Origin of the sequence: Streptomyces canus, from assembly GCF_001514145.1 — a bacterium.
In the GTDB taxonomy this organism is placed as follows: domain Bacteria; phylum Actinomycetota; class Actinomycetes; order Streptomycetales; family Streptomycetaceae; genus Streptomyces; species Streptomyces canus.
The window spans coordinates 37,650-53,524 of the sequence record NZ_KQ948667.1 but is presented as its reverse complement, the minus strand read 5'-3'; the positions used below and the strand labels follow the sequence as shown (position 1 = coordinate 53,524).

11 protein-coding genes are annotated in these 15,875 nt (G+C 70.4%); 7 read left to right on the top strand and 4 right to left on the bottom strand.

The features are described from left to right. Positions 1-170: 170 nt before the first annotated feature. On the bottom strand, positions 171-581 hold the full coding sequence (locus AQJ46_RS32660; protein ID WP_059208994.1) for a PIN domain-containing protein: 411 nt from the start codon (positions 579-581) through the stop codon (positions 171-173). Beyond that, entirely contained in the window at positions 578-799 is a 222-nt protein-coding gene (locus AQJ46_RS32655; RefSeq protein WP_059208993.1) for a type II toxin-antitoxin system VapB family antitoxin, read from the bottom strand. Before AQJ46_RS32655 ends, AQJ46_RS32660 begins: the two co-directional genes overlap by 4 nt. A gap of 413 nt (positions 800-1,212) precedes the next feature. Here AQJ46_RS32655 and AQJ46_RS32650 point away from each other — a divergent pair, with 413 nt between their 5' ends. Further along, positions 1,213-4,479 carry an FG-GAP-like repeat-containing protein gene (locus tag AQJ46_RS32650; protein WP_107117375.1) on the top strand — a complete coding sequence of 1,089 codons (3,267 nt, stop codon included), beginning with the start codon at positions 1,213-1,215 and terminating at the stop codon, positions 4,477-4,479. 494 nt (positions 4,480-4,973) lie between these two features. On the opposite strand, the gene AQJ46_RS32645 is transcribed toward AQJ46_RS32650, so the two are convergent. After that, positions 4,974-8,042 (bottom strand): FG-GAP-like repeat-containing protein, encoded by a 3,069-nt coding sequence (locus AQJ46_RS32645; protein ID WP_059208992.1) that lies wholly within the window; start codon positions 8,040-8,042, stop codon positions 4,974-4,976. 298 nt (positions 8,043-8,340) lie between these two features. Between AQJ46_RS32645 and AQJ46_RS32640 the strand changes: the two genes are divergently transcribed. Next, complete coding sequence (locus tag AQJ46_RS32640) at positions 8,341-9,717, top strand: MFS transporter (RefSeq protein ID WP_059209216.1); 1,377 nt, start codon at positions 8,341-8,343, stop codon at positions 9,715-9,717. Positions 9,718-9,792: 75 nt separating this feature from the next. Beyond that, positions 9,793-10,629, top strand: coding sequence for a class II glutamine amidotransferase (locus AQJ46_RS32635; protein ID WP_059208991.1), 837 nt, complete (start codon positions 9,793-9,795; stop codon positions 10,627-10,629). Between the two features lie 12 nt (positions 10,630-10,641). Here the strand turns inward: AQJ46_RS32635 and AQJ46_RS32630 are convergent, their stop codons facing one another. Continuing rightward, complete coding sequence (locus AQJ46_RS32630) at positions 10,642-10,944, bottom strand: amphi-Trp domain-containing protein (protein ID WP_057608869.1); 303 nt, start codon at positions 10,942-10,944, stop codon at positions 10,642-10,644. Between the two features lie 183 nt (positions 10,945-11,127). On the opposite strand from AQJ46_RS32630, the gene AQJ46_RS32625 reads away from it, so the two are divergent. From AQJ46_RS32625 to AQJ46_RS32610, 4 genes are all read left to right on the top strand, one after another. Next, the gene (locus tag AQJ46_RS32625) at positions 11,128-13,809 is read left to right on the top strand and encodes a LuxR C-terminal-related transcriptional regulator (protein ID WP_079072508.1); all 2,682 of its coding nucleotides are present in this window, start codon (positions 11,128-11,130) and stop codon (positions 13,807-13,809) included. A 110-nt stretch (positions 13,810-13,919) separates the two neighbouring features. Beyond that, positions 13,920-14,447: a hypothetical protein gene (locus AQJ46_RS32620; protein ID WP_059208990.1), complete on the top strand. Its 528-nt coding sequence runs from the start codon at positions 13,920-13,922 to the stop codon at positions 14,445-14,447. A gap of 141 nt (positions 14,448-14,588) precedes the next feature. Beyond that, positions 14,589-14,786, top strand: a complete 198-nt coding sequence (locus tag AQJ46_RS32615) for a hypothetical protein (protein WP_057609413.1) — start codon at positions 14,589-14,591, stop codon at positions 14,784-14,786. A 173-nt stretch (positions 14,787-14,959) separates the two neighbouring features. Continuing rightward, positions 14,960-15,622, top strand: coding sequence for an HdeD family acid-resistance protein (locus AQJ46_RS32610; protein ID WP_059208989.1), 663 nt, complete (start codon positions 14,960-14,962; stop codon positions 15,620-15,622). Positions 15,623-15,875: the final 253 nt, after the last annotated feature.

Genomic DNA, 15,875 nt, shown 5'->3' with positions numbered 1-15,875 from the left:
CTCCTCAGCCGAGCCCGTCAGTCCCGTTCCCGACGTAGCCAGGACATGTGCTCCGGCCCACAGCGATAGGCGCGGATGACCGCGTTCTGGGCGCCGCGGGAGTTCTCTTTGATCGCCACCTTCGCCTGACAGCGAGGACAACTCCACAACCTGTCGGGCGGTGAAACGCCTCAGACGATGTCGTGGACGTTGTGCTCGGTCAGGTCGGATGCGTGCCGGGCGACAGTGCCGTAGTCGGCATCGTCGTGGAGGACAACCAGGCCGTGGTGAGCCGCTGTAGCGGCGATGACGAGGTCCACTGCCGAGGCACTGCGATGCTCTCCGGCCTGTGCCATACGGTGTTGCACCGCGCTGATCCAGCGCCCTGCGTTCTTCGGCACGGCGGCGTCGGGATAGAGGTCAGAAAACATTTCCGCGATCTCGTCGTACTCGCGACGATTCCGGGCGCTGTACCGGAACTCGGCGCGTTGCACATAGCAGGACGCGATGGCCCCGGCATCGATCGCGTCGTACCAGGCCGACTGCAGTTTTGGATCGCGGAGCAGCCGGACCAGGCCGGACGTGTCGAGCAGGTAGATCACCGGCTGTCCTTCTCCGCCCGGTGCAGGCGCTCGGCGTCCTCGACGGCACCCCACTCACGCGCACGCTCGAAGTGACGGTTGATGCGCGCCGCGCGTTCCTGCTGCTCGGCGTAGAAGTTCAGAGCGAGATTGACCGCCTCTTTCTTGGTCCGGACGCGAGCCAGAGCCATGGCGCGCTCCAGGGCGTCGTCGTCGATGTCGATCTGGGTCACGGACATACCGTGCCTCCCACGCAATGTTGGTGATGTACATAGAAGAATACGTCACCAACATTCACGGGTCCACCTGTCACCCGTAAGAGCGGACTACCGCGGTCAACAGCGGTGCCACCAAGCACTCACGCCTGCAGCGGCAGAACGAATCCGTGCAGGTCAGAAGCCATGTACCGACCCAAGCGCCGCAGCTTCCCAAGCTGAGAGCGCGAGTTCGATTCTCGTCACCCGCTCCAGATTGAAACCCCAGGTCGAGGACCTGGGGTTTGTTTATTGTCACGTGAGGTCGCCATGGCCGGTCATGAACATGCTGTTACGCTCCCCCCACGCGCGTGGGGGGAGCGGCCGGGGGGCCGGGGGAATGCAAGCGCGTTGCCGTATGTCCCGCCATGCCTTCTGCTTGCCTTTCAGGAGGAACGGTGACCCGACTCGGCCGACACAGACCCAGACCGGCTCTTGCTTCCCACTCGGCACGACTCGGCACACCGGCGGCACGCACGGCGGCCGTCCTGGCCACGGCCCTGACTCTCAGCCTCCCCCTCGCCGCCGTACCGTCCTCGGCGGCAGCCGCTCCGCAGTCGGCCGCCGTGGCAGGGGAGTTCGTATCGCCCGCCGCACCGCGCGCCGTCCCCAGGGCCACGCAGATCCTCAATGCGGGGACCACCGGCTTCCTCTGGGCCCAGGAGGGCGACGACCGGCTGCTGTGGACGGACTACGCCACCGGCGCCGCAACCGCGCTGGAGCAGCGACTGGAGGTTCCGGTCCAGTACGACATCGACAGCGGCTACTTCCAGTCGGCCGCGTCCTTCAAGACCGGCTACTACGGGCGTGGTTCCGACACCGTCGCCCTGTACTCCGAGGAGGACGCGCAGGTCACCCTCCTCCACGGCGGCGGCACGACGGTCGTGCCGGTGCCGGAGTACCACACCTACCAGGGCACCTTCGGCGATACGGTCCTCACCAGCGACAACGGAACGGGCACGTACCAGCTGTGGCGTGTCCAGGACGGGGGCGGGGTCACCGGGACGTCCGTGACCGGGCTGCCGGACGGCGCGGGCAGCTTCCAGATCGAGGACGGCGACGCGCGGTCCGTCATCCTCAAGTACAGCACCGGCGCGAGCGACGAGGGCTGGGGCCGCTGGGGCATCGTCGACCTCGACACCGGCGCCTTCAGCGCGCTGCCCGACCGTGACGGCACAGCGGACGGCTACGAGACGACCGGCTTCCGGCTCGGCGCCGACTCCGTGCTGCGGCTGCGGGCCGGGCGCTCCAAGGCCGACTTGTACGACCGCGACGACCTGTCCGCCGCACCCCGTACCTTCGAGACGAGCGCCCTGAGCTACCAAGCCACCTACGGGATCGTCGGCGACACTCTGCTCGGCGTCGAACCGGTGTCGCCCGGCGACAACAAGTACCGGGGCCAGCCACTGTTCGCGCTCACGTCCGACGGCACGGACACCGACATGACCAAGGTGATGGACCCGGCCGCCCACGGGATCGTGCAGGCGCCGGACGGTTCCGTCCTCGTGGCGGGTGCCGCGCAGTACGTCGAGCAGGGCGACCTCGACTGGGGTGTGTACCGGTTCGCCCGGGCCGCCGACGGCTCGGTCACCCGGAGCCGTGTGACCGATGTGCAGCCGATGCCCGCGCAGGTCCACGGCCTCTCACTGGGCAACGGTGTCCTCACCACGGCCGACAACAGCACGCTGTACGAACCGAACACCATCCTCGGTGCCTATCGCAGCACCTGGCTCACCACGAGCGGCACGCCGGCCGTCGTCAAGACCACCGTGGACGGGCTGGTCAGTGGGCGCGACGGCGACTGCTCCGCCGGCGCCACGCACTGCATCCGCATGTTCGCCGACGGCGCCGGCCACCACGGCCGCCAGGACGCCACCGAGTCCGGCCTGACCATGCTGCGCACCAACGGCGCCACCGACTGGGGCCCGACCCTCGACACGGGCGACGACAGCCCTCGCCTCAAGGACCTCTCCGGGCGGTATGCGGTCGTCGACGGCGCCTCGTCCGGCGACCAGTACGTCGGCGAGTTCGCCGAGGGTTCGGCGGGCAAGGTCCTGCAGAAGCGCGACCGGGTCGCCGCGGCCGTCTGGGGCAACACCCTGTGGAGCGCCGCGGCCACGGGAGGCAAGGTCACGGCCACCCGGCTGCCGTCCGGCACCGCTGTGGAGTCCTTCACCACCCGCAACGGCTGCACTCCGTCCACCCTCCAGGCCGTGGGCCGCTGGGTGTACTGGGTCTGTGAGGACGCCTGGGGCGATGTCCAGGGCTCGGGCGTCTACGACCGTACGGCCAAGCGCACCGCCACCGCGCCGGCGAGCAGGGTCCTCCTCGGCGACGGCTACCTCGTCGAGCGCGTCGGCGGCGTCCAGTCAGGCAGCGGGCTGAACCTCATCGACCTGCACAACGGACTGCCGGCCAGCGGCGATTACGCGGACCTGCCGAGCCGCAAGCTCGCCGACTGGACCGACATCGGCGAGGACAGCCTCAGAGTGGGCCTCAACTGGACCGTGGACCGCTTCGGCGGTGGTGTCGCCTACGCCGACCGCGAGCAGCGCGTCCATGTCGTGCCGACCGGCGTCCCGGCGTCCGCGCTGACGGCGATCGACTCCGTGATCACCCCCAAGTCCGCGAGTTGGTCCGGCACTTGGTGGCTGTCCAAGCCGGCCGCCGCCTGGAAGGTGACCGTCAAGAACACGGCGTCCGGCGCCACCGTGCGAACCCTGACCGGCTCGGCCGCCCGGGGTCTCCTCACCGCCGCCTGGGACGGCAAGGACTCCGCGGGCCGCCTCGTCACCAACGGCACCTACACCTGGACGGTCACCGCCCAGCCCGCCGACGGCCAGGGCGCCGCCCTCACCCTCTCCGGCACCGTGCAGGTGACGGCCGGAGCAGCGGCACCGCACGACTACGCGGGCAAGGACGGCATCGGCGACGTACTCACCCTCAACTCCTCCGGCGCCCTCACCGTCCATCGCGGCACCGGCACGGGCACGTTGGGCAGCAAGCTCTCGGGGGCCGGCTGGCCGACCACCGCGAAGCTCGTGCCGTTCGGCGACCTCAGCGGTGACCGCTGCAACGACGTCCTGGTCCGGCTGAGCAGTGGCGCCCTCCGTGCCTATCGCCCGGCCTGCGGTACGGCGCCGACGCCCTCGACGGCGTACACCACCCTCGCCGCTTCCGGCTGGAACCAGTACGACGCGCTGACCTCGCCGGGTGACGTGTCCGGCGACGGCCGTCCGGACCTGATCGCCCGCAACGCCTCTACCGGCACGGTCTACCTGTACAAGGGGACCGCCACGGGCAAGCTGTCGGCGCGTGTGAAGCTGTACGACAACTGGAAGACGTACAAGAAGCTCGTCGGGGCCGGTGACCTGAACGGCGACGGCATCGGCGATCTACTCGCCCAGGACAAGTCGAACAACCTGTACCGGTACAACGGCACCGGCAGCGGCACGTTCAAGGCCCGCGTGAAGGTGTTCTCGAGTTGGGGCGCTTCCTACAACGCGGTCGTCGGAGTCGGCGACATCACGGGCGACGGCAAGACGGACCTCGTCTCGCGCGACACCAGTGGCAACCTGTGGCGCAACAGCGGTGACGGCAAGGGATCCTTCGGCGGCCGGACGAAGATCGCGACGGGCTGGCAGGGGTACAAGGCCGTCGGCTGAGGAACATCGACCCCTCGGCGCCCGCATGCCGGGCCCACGCATGTCTCGGTCTCGGCCGGGCAGTTCGCCTGTCAGGCGAACTGCCCGGCCTCCGTGTGAGGGGCGGTTTCCGCAGGATCCGCCCTCCGGGCGCACGAAGACGGGGCACGTGGAGGCACGAGTTCTCGGCGGCCGTGGCAGGCTGACCGGCCCTGGCCTCGGACGGACCCGCGGCACCCGGGTGATGCTCCGCGATCTCCGGCATGACGACCCGGGCCGCCACCCTCGCCTGACGCAGGCTCGGCGGAAACCCTCAGCGTCGAACGCTGAGGCGCTGCGATGCTCCCCGGCCCGGGCGAACATCTCCATGATCTCGTCGTACTCGCGACCGTTTCGTCCGCTTGTCCCGCCAGGAGAAGGAGCGCGGCGCAGGGCCCGAAGTTCTGGCGTGCCTTCGGCAGCCCGGCGGCGTCGGATCGACGACTCGCCGGGCCTGTGCGCGCTGCGTCGGGGCCTCAGAACACGCCCTTGTACCCCTGCCACCCTGTGGCGATCTTCACGCGGGAGCCGAACGAGCCCTTTCCGTTTCCGTTGTTGCGCCACAGGTTGCCGGCGGTGTCGCGGGAGATGATGTCCGCCTTGGCGTCGCCGGTGATGTCCCCGACGCCGACGATCGTGTTGTAGGAGCCGCCCCAGGCCGAGAACAGCTTCACTCGGGCCTTGAAGGTGCTGTTGCCCGTGCCGGTGTAGCGGTACAGGTTGTTGGCCTTGTCCTGGGCGATCAGGTCGCCGATGCCGTCGCCGTTGAGGTCCCCGACGCCCACGATCTTCTTGTACGTCTTCCAGTTGTCGTAGAGCTTCACGCGGGACGACAGCTTGCCGGAACTCGTCCCCTTGTAGAGGTAGATGGCTCCCGTGGAGGAGTTGCGGGCGATCAGGTCCGGACGGCCGTCGCCGGACACGTCACCCGGCGAGGTCAGCACGTCGTACTGGTTCCAGCCCTTGCCGAGCGAGGTGCGCGGGGTGCTCGTGTCGAACACCTGCCCCCGCCAGGTGCGGTACACCCGGAGTTCGCCGCTGCTGAAGCGGACGAGGACGTCGTTCTGGCGGTCGCCGTTCAGGTCGCCGAACGGGACCAGGGTCACCGAGGAGGGCCAGCCCGAGGCGGACATGGCCTTGCCGAGGCCTCCCGTCCCGTTGCCCGGACGGTAGCTGATGACACCGGACGGGTTGAGGGTCATCACGTCGCCGATCCCGTCGGGCGTCCAGGTGTCGTAGTTGATGAAGTCGCGGCGTACGACGGCTCCGTGGGACACGCGCACCGTCTGGGCGACCGTCAGCGCGGGCCCCGACCCGTCGGCGGGCTGGGCCGTCAGCCTGAAGGTGTACGTGCCGTTGGGGACGTACGCGCCCCTGCCGTCGCGGTCGTCCCACCGCGCGGTCAGGTTGCCCGACACCTCGCCGCCGGAGAACGTACGGACCACCGTGCCGGTGGCCTTGCCGGTGAGCGTGGCCTTCCAGGAGGCGGCGGGCTTGGAGAGCAGCCCTCGCCACTGCCACCACTCCTCGCCGCCGATGTTGCTCGTCACCTCGGACTCGATCACGCCGAGGGCCTGGGTGGCGGTCCCGCTGGGCACCAGGTGGATCCGCCGGTCCGCGTCGACGTAGGCCACGGGACCGCCGAACTTGTCCACGGTCCAGGTCACCCCGCGCAGGCTGGAGCCGCCCGCCGCGAGGTCGCCGATCTTGCGGGTGGTCGCGGTGCCGTCGGCGAAGGAGGTGAGGAGCAGCGCCCCGGCCGCGGTGTCGTGCCGGACGACATAACCGTCGCCGAGCAGGGCCTCGCCGGACGGGACGGCGATGTTCTTCTTCGCCGTACGGTCGTACACGCCCGCCGTCGCGGTCGGGCCGCAGGACCAGTAGATCCAACGGCTCACCGCCTGAAGCTCCTTGGCCACGCACGGAGCGCCGGTGGCGATCGTGTCGGTGACCTTGCCGGTCTTCAGGTCCTTCGCGGTGACGACACCCGTGCCGGAGCCCGGCGTCCACAACTTGGTGCCCCAGACGGAGGCGGCCGTGACCGAGCGGGTCACGATGGGCTGCAGGTCGGAGTAGACGCCGAGGTCGCCGATGTACTGCTTGGCGGGGGAGGAACCGTTGACGATCGCGTAGCGGCCGGTGACGTCGAGGAGGGCTCCGGAGGCGGAGGGGACCCGAAAGAAACCCGCCTCGTCGTTCTTGGAGACGGACTGGACCGACGAGCCGACGGTGGGGTCGGAGTCGGGGTTGAACGTCACCGCGCGGCCGTCCCCGGTGGCGTACGGGCCCGCGCCACGTCCGTCCCAGTCCTGCCAGGTGGGCGCACCCGGCGTTCCGTCGGCGGCGATCCGCCGGGTGTAGTAGGCGCCCATGAAGCTGGCGTCGGCCTCGTCGGTGGCCAGGGTGCCGTTCTGCAGCGACAGCTGGTCGATCTTCGCGGCCACCGACGGTACGGCGGTCAGCTCCGTCAGCGTCGGGGTGCCGGCCCCTGTGTCGGTGACCCTGCGTACCGCCCAGTGCCCGGCGTCGGTGCCGCCGACGGCCAGCAGACTGCCGTCCGGGGCCGTGACGAGGGAGCTGTTCGCGTGCCGGAGCAGGGTGATCGGGTCGCCGCCGGTGAGCGGGACGGCCATCAGCCGCTCGCCGGACTTGTCGACCCAGTCACTCGGGCTCGACGGCACGGAACGGGCCACCACCAGCCAGCGCCCGGCGATGCCCACCGACGGGGTGCCCTCCGTGCCGGGCAGTGTCACGGTCGTCTCGGCGGCGGAGAGGTCCGATCGGTCCAGGACGTGGGCCGTCTTGAGGTCGGACCACCAGACCAGCCGGTCGGCGCTCAGCGCGACCCCCGTCGGGGCGACGGGGACGGCCACGTCGCCGGTGACTTTCGCGGTGGTGAGGTCCACGAGCGCCAGGTGCCGCTCGCCGGTTCCCAGCCGGTAGCCGATGACGGCAGTACCGCTGTCGCCGCCCAGCACGCTGAAGTTGGCCGTGATTCCGGTCGGCCATCCGCCGACGAGGGTGCCGTCGGCGGGAGCGCCGTCGCCGTAGAGCCACAGCACGCGGTTGCCGTCGGCGTCCTGGGCCTGCGTCAGCACATGGGTGCCGAAAGTGGCCCGGTATGTGCCATGGGTCAGGGCGATGTCCGTGGTGGTACCGGCGGACAGGTCCCTGAGGACCACTTTCTGGGTGGGCGAGACCACCTCGGTGACGACGTCGGACGAGGATCCCAGGTACGCGGGGAGTTCGAGTCGGGCCAGGTCGCCCAGCTCGGTCGTCGTGCCGGTGTCGTACGACGTCCACAGATAGCCGGATCGGCCCTCCTGGACATGCAGATAGCCGCTGGGGCCGGCGGTGTGGATCCGGTCCCCGCGCGGTATGTAGCGGTCCGAGTGGAAGACCTTCTCCGTCGAGAGGGCGGTGTTCGAGACACCGTCGTCCGCGTCGACGGCGACGGCGAGTGGGCCGGGACCGGCGATGACGGCGAGGACCGCCAACGCGGCGATGCCTCGGGCTGTGGTGCGGGCGGTGGTACGACGGGCCATCGTCGCCTCCTGGACCTCTCAACAGAAAAAGGCGTGACGGAACGGCGGCGGCCGATCAGACGCACGTCGACGATGCTGTTGAAAATGCCCAGCCCCCCGAGCTGCCCCCCACGCACAGCGGGCACGAGAGTATCAGCAGGCCCAGGGGCATCAGGAGTAGCGCGGAAAGAGATCTCGGAGTGCGATGGCCTCTGCCGCAGCGCACGCTTGGGACAGCGGAACATGAACGCCCACCCCACCTGCGAAAGGAGCGGCGCCGGTGGCTGAAGCGGGTGCCTCCGAACGCTCGTCGGGTGCGATGCGCGGCGTGCTGGCTCCCCTCGCCCTGGCGCAGTTCATCTGCAGCTTCGCCGGTTCGAACATGAACGTGATGATCAACGACATCAGCGAGGACCTGGACACGAGCGTGCAGGGAGTGCAGCTCGCGATCACGATCTTTCTCCTCGTCATGGCGGCGCTGATGATCCCCGGCGGCAAGCTGACCGACCGCTACGGCCGCAAGCGGTGCTTCCTGGCCGGTCTCGCCGTGTACGCCGTCGGCGCCCTGCTGAGCGCGGCCGCCCCGGGCCTGGGCGTCCTGATCCTCGGCAACTCGATCCTCGAAGGTGTCGGCACGGCGCTGCTCATCCCGCCCGTCTACATCCTCACGACGCTCCTCTTCACCGAAGTGACCTCCCGTGCGCGCGCGTTCGGGGCGGTCATGGCGCTGGGAGGCATCGGCGCCGCCGCCGGGCCGTTGATCGGGGGACTCATCACCTCCGCCATCAGCTGGCGGGCGGCCTTCGTGTTCCAGGCCCTGGTGATCGCGTTGATCCTCATCCTGAGTCGCCGGATCGAGGACCCCCTGCCACCGGATCCCACGAGCCCCTTCGACACCGCCGGAGCGATCCTCTCGGCCGTCGGCCTCGTCCTCCTCGTCACCGGGATCCTGGCAGCGGACAACAACGTCTGGCTGATGATCGGCCTGATCGTCCTCGGTGCGCTCGTGCTGCTGTGGTTCTTCCGGTCGGTACGCGCCAAGGAGCGGGCCGGCGAACAGCCCCTCCTCTCGACGAGTCTGTTCCGCAACCGCACCTCCAATCTCGGTCTCGTCACGCAGAACATCCAGTGGCTCCTGCTCATGGGGACGTCGTTCGTCGTCGCGACCTATCTCCAGGTCGTCCGCGGATACGACGCGATCCAGACCGGCGTGATCTTCACGGCCGCCACGCTCGGCCTGCTCGCGTCCTCGCTGGCCGCCGAACGTCTGGCGAGGCGGTGGGCACAGCGCACCCTCATCGTGACCGGCTTCGTCGTGGCGATCGCCGGAGTCGGCGTCCTGCTGGCCCTGGCAAGCGGCTCTCCGAGTGCCTGGGCCTTCGCGCCCGGACTACTGCTGATCGGCCTGGGCCTCGGCCTGTGTCTGACCCCCTCGGTCAACGTGGTGCAGTCGAGCTTCCCCGACGAGCAGCAGGGCGAGATCTCCGGGCTGTCGCGCAGCGTCTCCAACCTGGGTTCCTCACTCGGCACCGCGATCGCCGGCACCATCCTCGTCGCCGGCCTCACCACGCATGCCTACGGAGCCGCGATGATCACACTGGCGGTCCTCGGACTCGTCGGCCTCGTCACCGCGGTGTTCCTCCCCCGGGGCCTGGTTTCGAGCACCACGACTTCCCTGCCGCACGAACCCGCGTGAGGTGTCTGCGCACGACGCCCGCATGGCGACGCGCGGCGAGGGAGACGAAAATAAGACTGACGGAGGTGACCGCCCATGTGCCGATGGCTCGCCTACTCGGGAACACCCCTGCTGCTCGACACCATCCTCTACAGACCGGCCCACTCGCTGATCGATCAGAGCCTCCACTCCAGAATGGGAGTGGAGACGACGAACGGCGACGGCTTCGGCGTCGGCTGGTACTCACAGGAAGACATCGAGACCCCGGCCCTGCTCAAGGACATCGGCCCCGCCTGGAACAACCGCAACCTGAGGGAGATCGCGGATCATGTCCGCTCTCCGTTGTTCTTCGCCCACATCCGGGCGTCGACCGGTACGGCGGTGCAGCAGACGAACTGCCACCCGTTCCGGCACGGCCGCTGGATGTGGATGCACAACGGTGCCATCGCGGATTTCCACCTCCTGCGCCGCGACCTGTCCCTGCTCGTCGACCCCGGGCTGTTCTCCGACATCGAGGGAACGACGGACTCGGAGATGATGTTCTACCTGGCGATCACCTTCGGCCTGGACGAGGATCCGCCGGGCGCCGTGGCCCGGATGGTGGGAGTGGTGGAGCGCAGCGGCCGTGACCACGGTGTGGAGTTCCCGGTCCAGATGACCGTCGCCGTGTCCGACGGCGAACGCCTGTGGGCCTTCCGCTACTCGAGCCAGGGCGAATCCCGGTCGTTGTTCTACAGCACCCGCGTGGACACGCTGAGAGAGCTGCACCCCGACATGGGCTTCCTGCGGGAAGTGTCCGACGAGACCCGTCTCATCGTGTCCGAGCCCCTCGGTGATCTGCCGGGTGCCTGGAACGAGGTGCCCGAGAGCACCTACGGCGTCGTAGGGGCCGGAGCCGACGCGTTGCATCGCTTCGTCCCGGAACCGGCGTGACGCCTCAGCAGATCACGGGCTCTTCGCGCCTTTGCTTCTGTTGGTGCTCGTACCGCTGCGCCCTCGCTTTGCGGGCACGCTCCTGCGCCCTGCGGTCGGCCACTTGAACTCGAGCTCCAGCTCGATCTCCCCCTCACCGATTTCGACCTCCATCTCGCTGCGGAGGTCGTCGGGGATCCGCAGGCTCAGCGTTCCGGCGCCGAGTTCCAGTTCGGCATCCCCGCCTTCCCTCAACGCGGCCGCGAGTGCCGTGAGCTGGTCAGCCGCCTCGAGGCGGGACAGGGAGCGCTTCTGTTCGAACTTGAGGTCCTTCATGGGTTTCTCCGATCCGGAAACGGCGCGTTCGGCCGGTCGGGGCCACTTCCAATCTCGCCCTCTTGGGTTCGCCCCGCATGTCGGGGTGGACCGGCGTGACGCGCGTCATGGCGGAGAGGCTGGGATGCTGGTGGAGGAAGCGCCGCCCGTGACGTGACCCTGGCAGACAGGGGTTGAGCGACCGTGGCCGAGACCTACGAGAACGCCGGAGGAACGACCGTTCCGATCGTTCCGGCCGTGCCGTACGCCGATCCCCGGGGAGACCCGTTCCTGCGCACCCGGTTCGCGCTGCCCGCGCGGCCCGCCACGTTCCTGTGGCGGCAGCGGCTGGTGCAGCACCTCGGTCAGGCTCTGGTGACGCCGTTGACAATCGTCAACGGCCCGGCCGGGGCCGGCAAAACCCTGCTGGCCGCCGACTGGGCCGCCGGACTGCGGCAGCCGGTCGCCTGGCTCACCGTCGAAGCGGGGGACCGGCGTCCCGGGGTGTTCTGGGCGTACGTCCTTCAGGCACTGCGCGCCTGCGGTGCGTCGGCGTCCGACGCGGTCGGGGCCCCCGCGGACGCCTCCCGGGTGGACCGCAAGCTGCTGGCAGCGCTCGCCGCCGAGCTCAACGATCGCGACCGGCCCGTGGTCCTCGTGCTCGACGAGTACGACCGCATGACCGATCCGGAGGTCACGGAGCAGCTGGAGTTCGTCCTGCACCACGCCGGGTCCGGCCTGCACCTCGTCCTCGTCACCCGCACCGAACCGCTGCTGCCGCTGCACCGCTACCGGGCGGCCGGCGAGCTGACGGAGATCCGCGCCGCCGAGCTGGCGTTCACCCCCGAGGAGGCCGTCGCACTGCTGGAGCTGCACGGTCTGAGCCTTCCGGTCCCTGCCGCGTGCGCCTTGGTGGACCGCACCCGGGGGTGGGCCGCCGGTCTGCGCCTGTCCGCCCTGGCCGCTCTGGAGAGCGCCGACCCGGAGCTGTATCTGAAGGAGTTCGACGCGGACCGCAGTACGGTCGCGGACTTCCTGCTGGCCGAGGTCCTCAGGGGACAGCCGGAGGAGACCCAGGACCTCCTGCTGCGGGTCAGCGTCCTGGAGCGGTTCTCCCCCGAGCTGGCCAACGCGCTGACCCTCCGGACCGATGCCGAGCCCATTCTCGCCGGGCTGCACCGCGACAACGCGTTCGTCGAGTATCTCGGGCACTCCTCGTACCAGCTCCACCCGCTGTTCCGGGAGATACTCCGGGCCCATCTGCGCGTGCGTCTGCCCGGCCTGGAGCCGGAACTCCACCGGCGGGCCGCGCGGTGGCTGCGCCGTTCCGGATTCCTGCCGGAGACACTCGCCCACGGCGCCGCGGCGGGCGACTGGGACTTCGCCGCCGGCGCCCTCGTCGACGACCTGGCGATCGGACAGCTCTTCACCGGCCTGCGCTCGGACGACCTCACCCAGTTGTTCTCCCACATGGGCCCCGAGGCCCGAAGCCCGGCGACGGACGTCGTGCGCGCCGCCCGTGACCTGTCCCGGCACGATCTCGATCATGGTCTGGCACGTCTGCGCCTCGCCGAGGAGCACCTGACCGACGACGTGCCCGACCCGGCGGCCGCCCAGTTGAGCTGTGCACTGCTGGAGGCGCTGGCCGCCCGGCTGACCGGATGTCCCCCACGGGCCGAAAGGGCCGCCGTGACGGCCGACGGCCTACGGCAGGAGGTCCCGGCGCACCTCCTGGACAAGCATCCCGAACTCACCGCTCTCCTGCTGACGCATCTGGGCTCGGCCCGCCTGTGGGCCGGGCGTTTCGAGGACGCGCGCGCTGCCCTGACCACGGCGGCCGCCGCTCCCGGCGGCGCCTCCACGGTGCTGCCGCGAGAGGACGCCCTGGAGCACCTTGCCCTGCTGGACTATCTGGACGGCTGGCTCGGCCGAGCGGAGCGCAAGGCCTTGGCGGCGGTGTCCGAGATGGAGCGGGTCGGCCTTCCCCAGCCCTCCGGCTCCGGCATCGGGCAGCTGGTCCTCGCCGCCGTGGCCGTCGACCGCCATGAGCTGGGCCGGGCCCAGGCCCTCCTCGACGAGACGGCCCAGCTCCCGGCAGGAGCACATGACCCGGTCCCGGCGGCGGGGCGAGCCCTGGCCACGGCTCGCCTGCTGTTGGTCAGGGGCAAGGCACGAGCCGCCGTGGAGGCGGCCGGCCCGGACGTCTCCGCCGCCGTGGCCTCCCCCTGGGCGACGAGCCATGAAGCCCTCGTCACCGCTGCCGCCCACGTGGCCGAAGGGCGGCCGGACGCGGCGGCCGAGGTGCTCCAGGGGGTGTCCGTCGACCAGCCGGCGTGTGCCGTGGAGGCCGCGGCGATCCACCTCGCCACGGGCCGTCCACGGGTGGCCATCGACCTGCTCGACGGCCTCCGCACCGGGAGCCGCGCCGGGCCGGCGGTGACCGTGCGGGCGGCGCTGGTGAGGGCTCGGGCGGCTCAGGAGGCGGGTGACACCGCCACGGCCCGCCGGCTCGTGGCCCACGCGCTCCTCGACGCCCGGCGGGAGCGGCTGCGGCGCCCGTTCCTCGATGCGGGAGCATGGCTCGGTCCCCTCCTGGCCACGCCTCCCCTCCACGAGCTGGCGGCGGGCTGGCTGACGCCCGGCTCGCCGCGACACGGTGAGCAGCCGGAGGAGCCGCCCATGCCGCTCGTCGCGGTGGAGCTGAGCGGACGCGAGCGCGACGTCCTGGAGCGGCTGGCCCGGATGATGTCGACGGAGGAGGTCGCCGCCGACCTCTACGTGTCGGTGAACACGGTGAAGACCCACCTCAAGAGCGTCTACCGGAAGCTGGCGGTGAACCGGCGAGGCGACGCGGTGCGCCGCGCGCGCGACCTCCGGCTGCTGTGAACGGGCGTGGGTGAGCGCGTCCGCCCCCGGGTGCGGTCCTTCCCCCGTGACGGGTGAGGCACGGGGCCCGCGCTTCGGATGCGATGGACTGAGTCCGGAGGGAGTCGCCGGTGTCCAGAACCAGGACCGGCCCGGCCACGGCCCGCGGGGAGCGTCGTGTCGAACGCCGCGCCCACGCGGACTACACGGGCGGCGTCTACGGATCCATGCTCGCGGCCTCCGTGGTGATCGGCGCCGGCACCCTGGGTTCCTTCCCGCGCACCGAGTTGGTGCTGCTGCTGTTGCTCACCGGCCTGGTGTTCTGGATCGCGCATGTGCACGCCCAGTTGTTCGGGGCCCGGCTGGCGCAACAGGCTCTGGACCGCCGTGTCGTACTGCACGTGTGCCGTGACGAGTGGCCGATCGTCAATGCCGCCGTCCCGCCGGCCGTCGCGGTGGCCGTCAGCCCGCTCCTGGGCCTCGACGTGCGAGGCGCTCTGTGGCTGGCTCTGTCCGTCGCGGTGGCCGGGCAGGTGGGCTGGTCCGTGGCCGCGGCACGCCGCGCCGGTGCTTCGCGGCGGCTTCTGGCCGTCACCGCATCGGTCAACCTGCTGTTGGGTCTGCTGATCGTCCTGTTCAAGATCGTTCTGACGCATTGAGAATCTGCCGTACTGAGAATCTGACGCATTGAGAAGGGGACGGTCACCTGTACCGGGTGAGGCCCGACGAGGCACGGAGGCGCAGGATCGCAGGGAAGTGCGCCGTCCACCTGTCCCAGGCAGTCCATGGGAGGACAGCTCGTGCGCTACGAGATCCGCGTCGAGGGACACCTGTCGGAAGCGTTGGCCAAAGCGTTTCCGGAGCTGAGCCACGTCGTGATGTCCGGCCAGACCGTCCTGTTCGGTCCTGTCGTGGACGAAGCGCACCTGTACGGGCTGCTGGCCCGCTGCCAGTCACTGGGACTGCGTGTTCTGGAGATGAGGCAGCTGCCGGAGTAAGGGGGGCGGGACGAGCGCACGATGGCCCGCACCTCCCCCCGGCGGATCACCCGTGGTGGGTGAGCCCGGCACTCGGTGACAGGCGTGACGCTGGACCGGTCCGGCACACCGTTCGCTCGGACACCGCCCCGTCGGCGGTCCGGGAGCGGCGTTCGATCACACGAGGAGGAGCCATGACCATGTCGCGTGATCCGGCGCCGCCTACCGGGCCGGAACCCCCTGCCGCCGGGGCGGCCCCCCTTCCGGTGAGTGACCCCGCGGACGTGCTGGCGCGACTGGGCCGCTCCTGGACCTGGATCCTGTGCTCGGCGGTCGCGACGCTGGTGCCGGGCGTCCTGGTGCTGGTCTGGCCGGACGAAACCCTGCATGTCCTGGCCGTCCTCATCGGGCTGTATCTGCTGGTGACCGGGGCGTTCCGGTTCGTGGCCGTCTTCGGCCGGGAGGAGCACGGTGAACGGCTCCCGGGGCTGCTCCTGGCCGTGCTGTACGTCCTGGCCGGGGTTCTGAGCCTGCGCAACCCGCTGCAGACCATCGCCGCCCTCTCGCTGGTCGTCGGCGTCGTCTGGCTCGTCTCCGGCATCCTCACCCTCTACACGGCCCTCGCCGCCAAGGACCTGCCGCACCGCGGAGTCGTCCTGGGCGCAGCGGTGCTCGCCATCGTCGCGGGAATCGTGGTGCTCGCCCTGCCGACGGAGTCGGCCCGTGCCCTGACCCGGCTACTCGGCCTGTGGCTCGTCCTGCTCGGCCTGGCCGAGGCGGCGGTCGCCCTCGCGTGGCGGGCCGCGCTGCGAAAGGCGCACACCACGGGACGGCACGCCCATGCCGGGCCGGTCTGACACCGCATCCGCCACTCCGGAGGCGACCGCCCGGACCGTGCGGTCGCCTCCGCCCAAAGAGAGCGGATTCATGAACCCGCCCGACGTCGTGCTGTTCATGGCCCGGAAGAAACCCGCGCATCCCGCAGACGGGCCTCGCCCTCGGCGAGTACGTCGCCTCCTGCGACCGGTACCGGACAGCCGCCGCCCCCGCCGTACGCGGGCCGAACCCTTGCAAGGTCACCCGCGTCGGGTGAGGCCACCGGCCCCGGTC

Bases quoted from the DNA above. Each gene is read 5' to 3' on its own strand.
- AQJ46_RS32655 (WP_059208993.1), bottom strand. From the start codon at position 799: ATGTCCGTGACCCAGATCGACATCGACGACGACGCCCTGGAGCGCGCC.
- AQJ46_RS32645 (WP_059208992.1), bottom strand. From the start codon at position 8,042: ATGGCCCGTCGTACCACCGCCCGCACCACAGCCCGAGGCATCGCCGCG.
- AQJ46_RS32640 (WP_059209216.1), top strand. From the start codon at position 8,341: ATGCGCGGCGTGCTGGCTCCCCTCGCCCTGGCGCAGTTCATCTGCAGC.
- AQJ46_RS32635 (WP_059208991.1), top strand. From the start codon at position 9,793: ATGTGCCGATGGCTCGCCTACTCGGGAACACCCCTGCTGCTCGACACC.
- AQJ46_RS32630 (WP_057608869.1), bottom strand. From the start codon at position 10,944: ATGAAGGACCTCAAGTTCGAACAGAAGCGCTCCCTGTCCCGCCTCGAG.
- AQJ46_RS32610 (WP_059208989.1), top strand. From the start codon at position 14,960: ATGACCATGTCGCGTGATCCGGCGCCGCCTACCGGGCCGGAACCCCCT.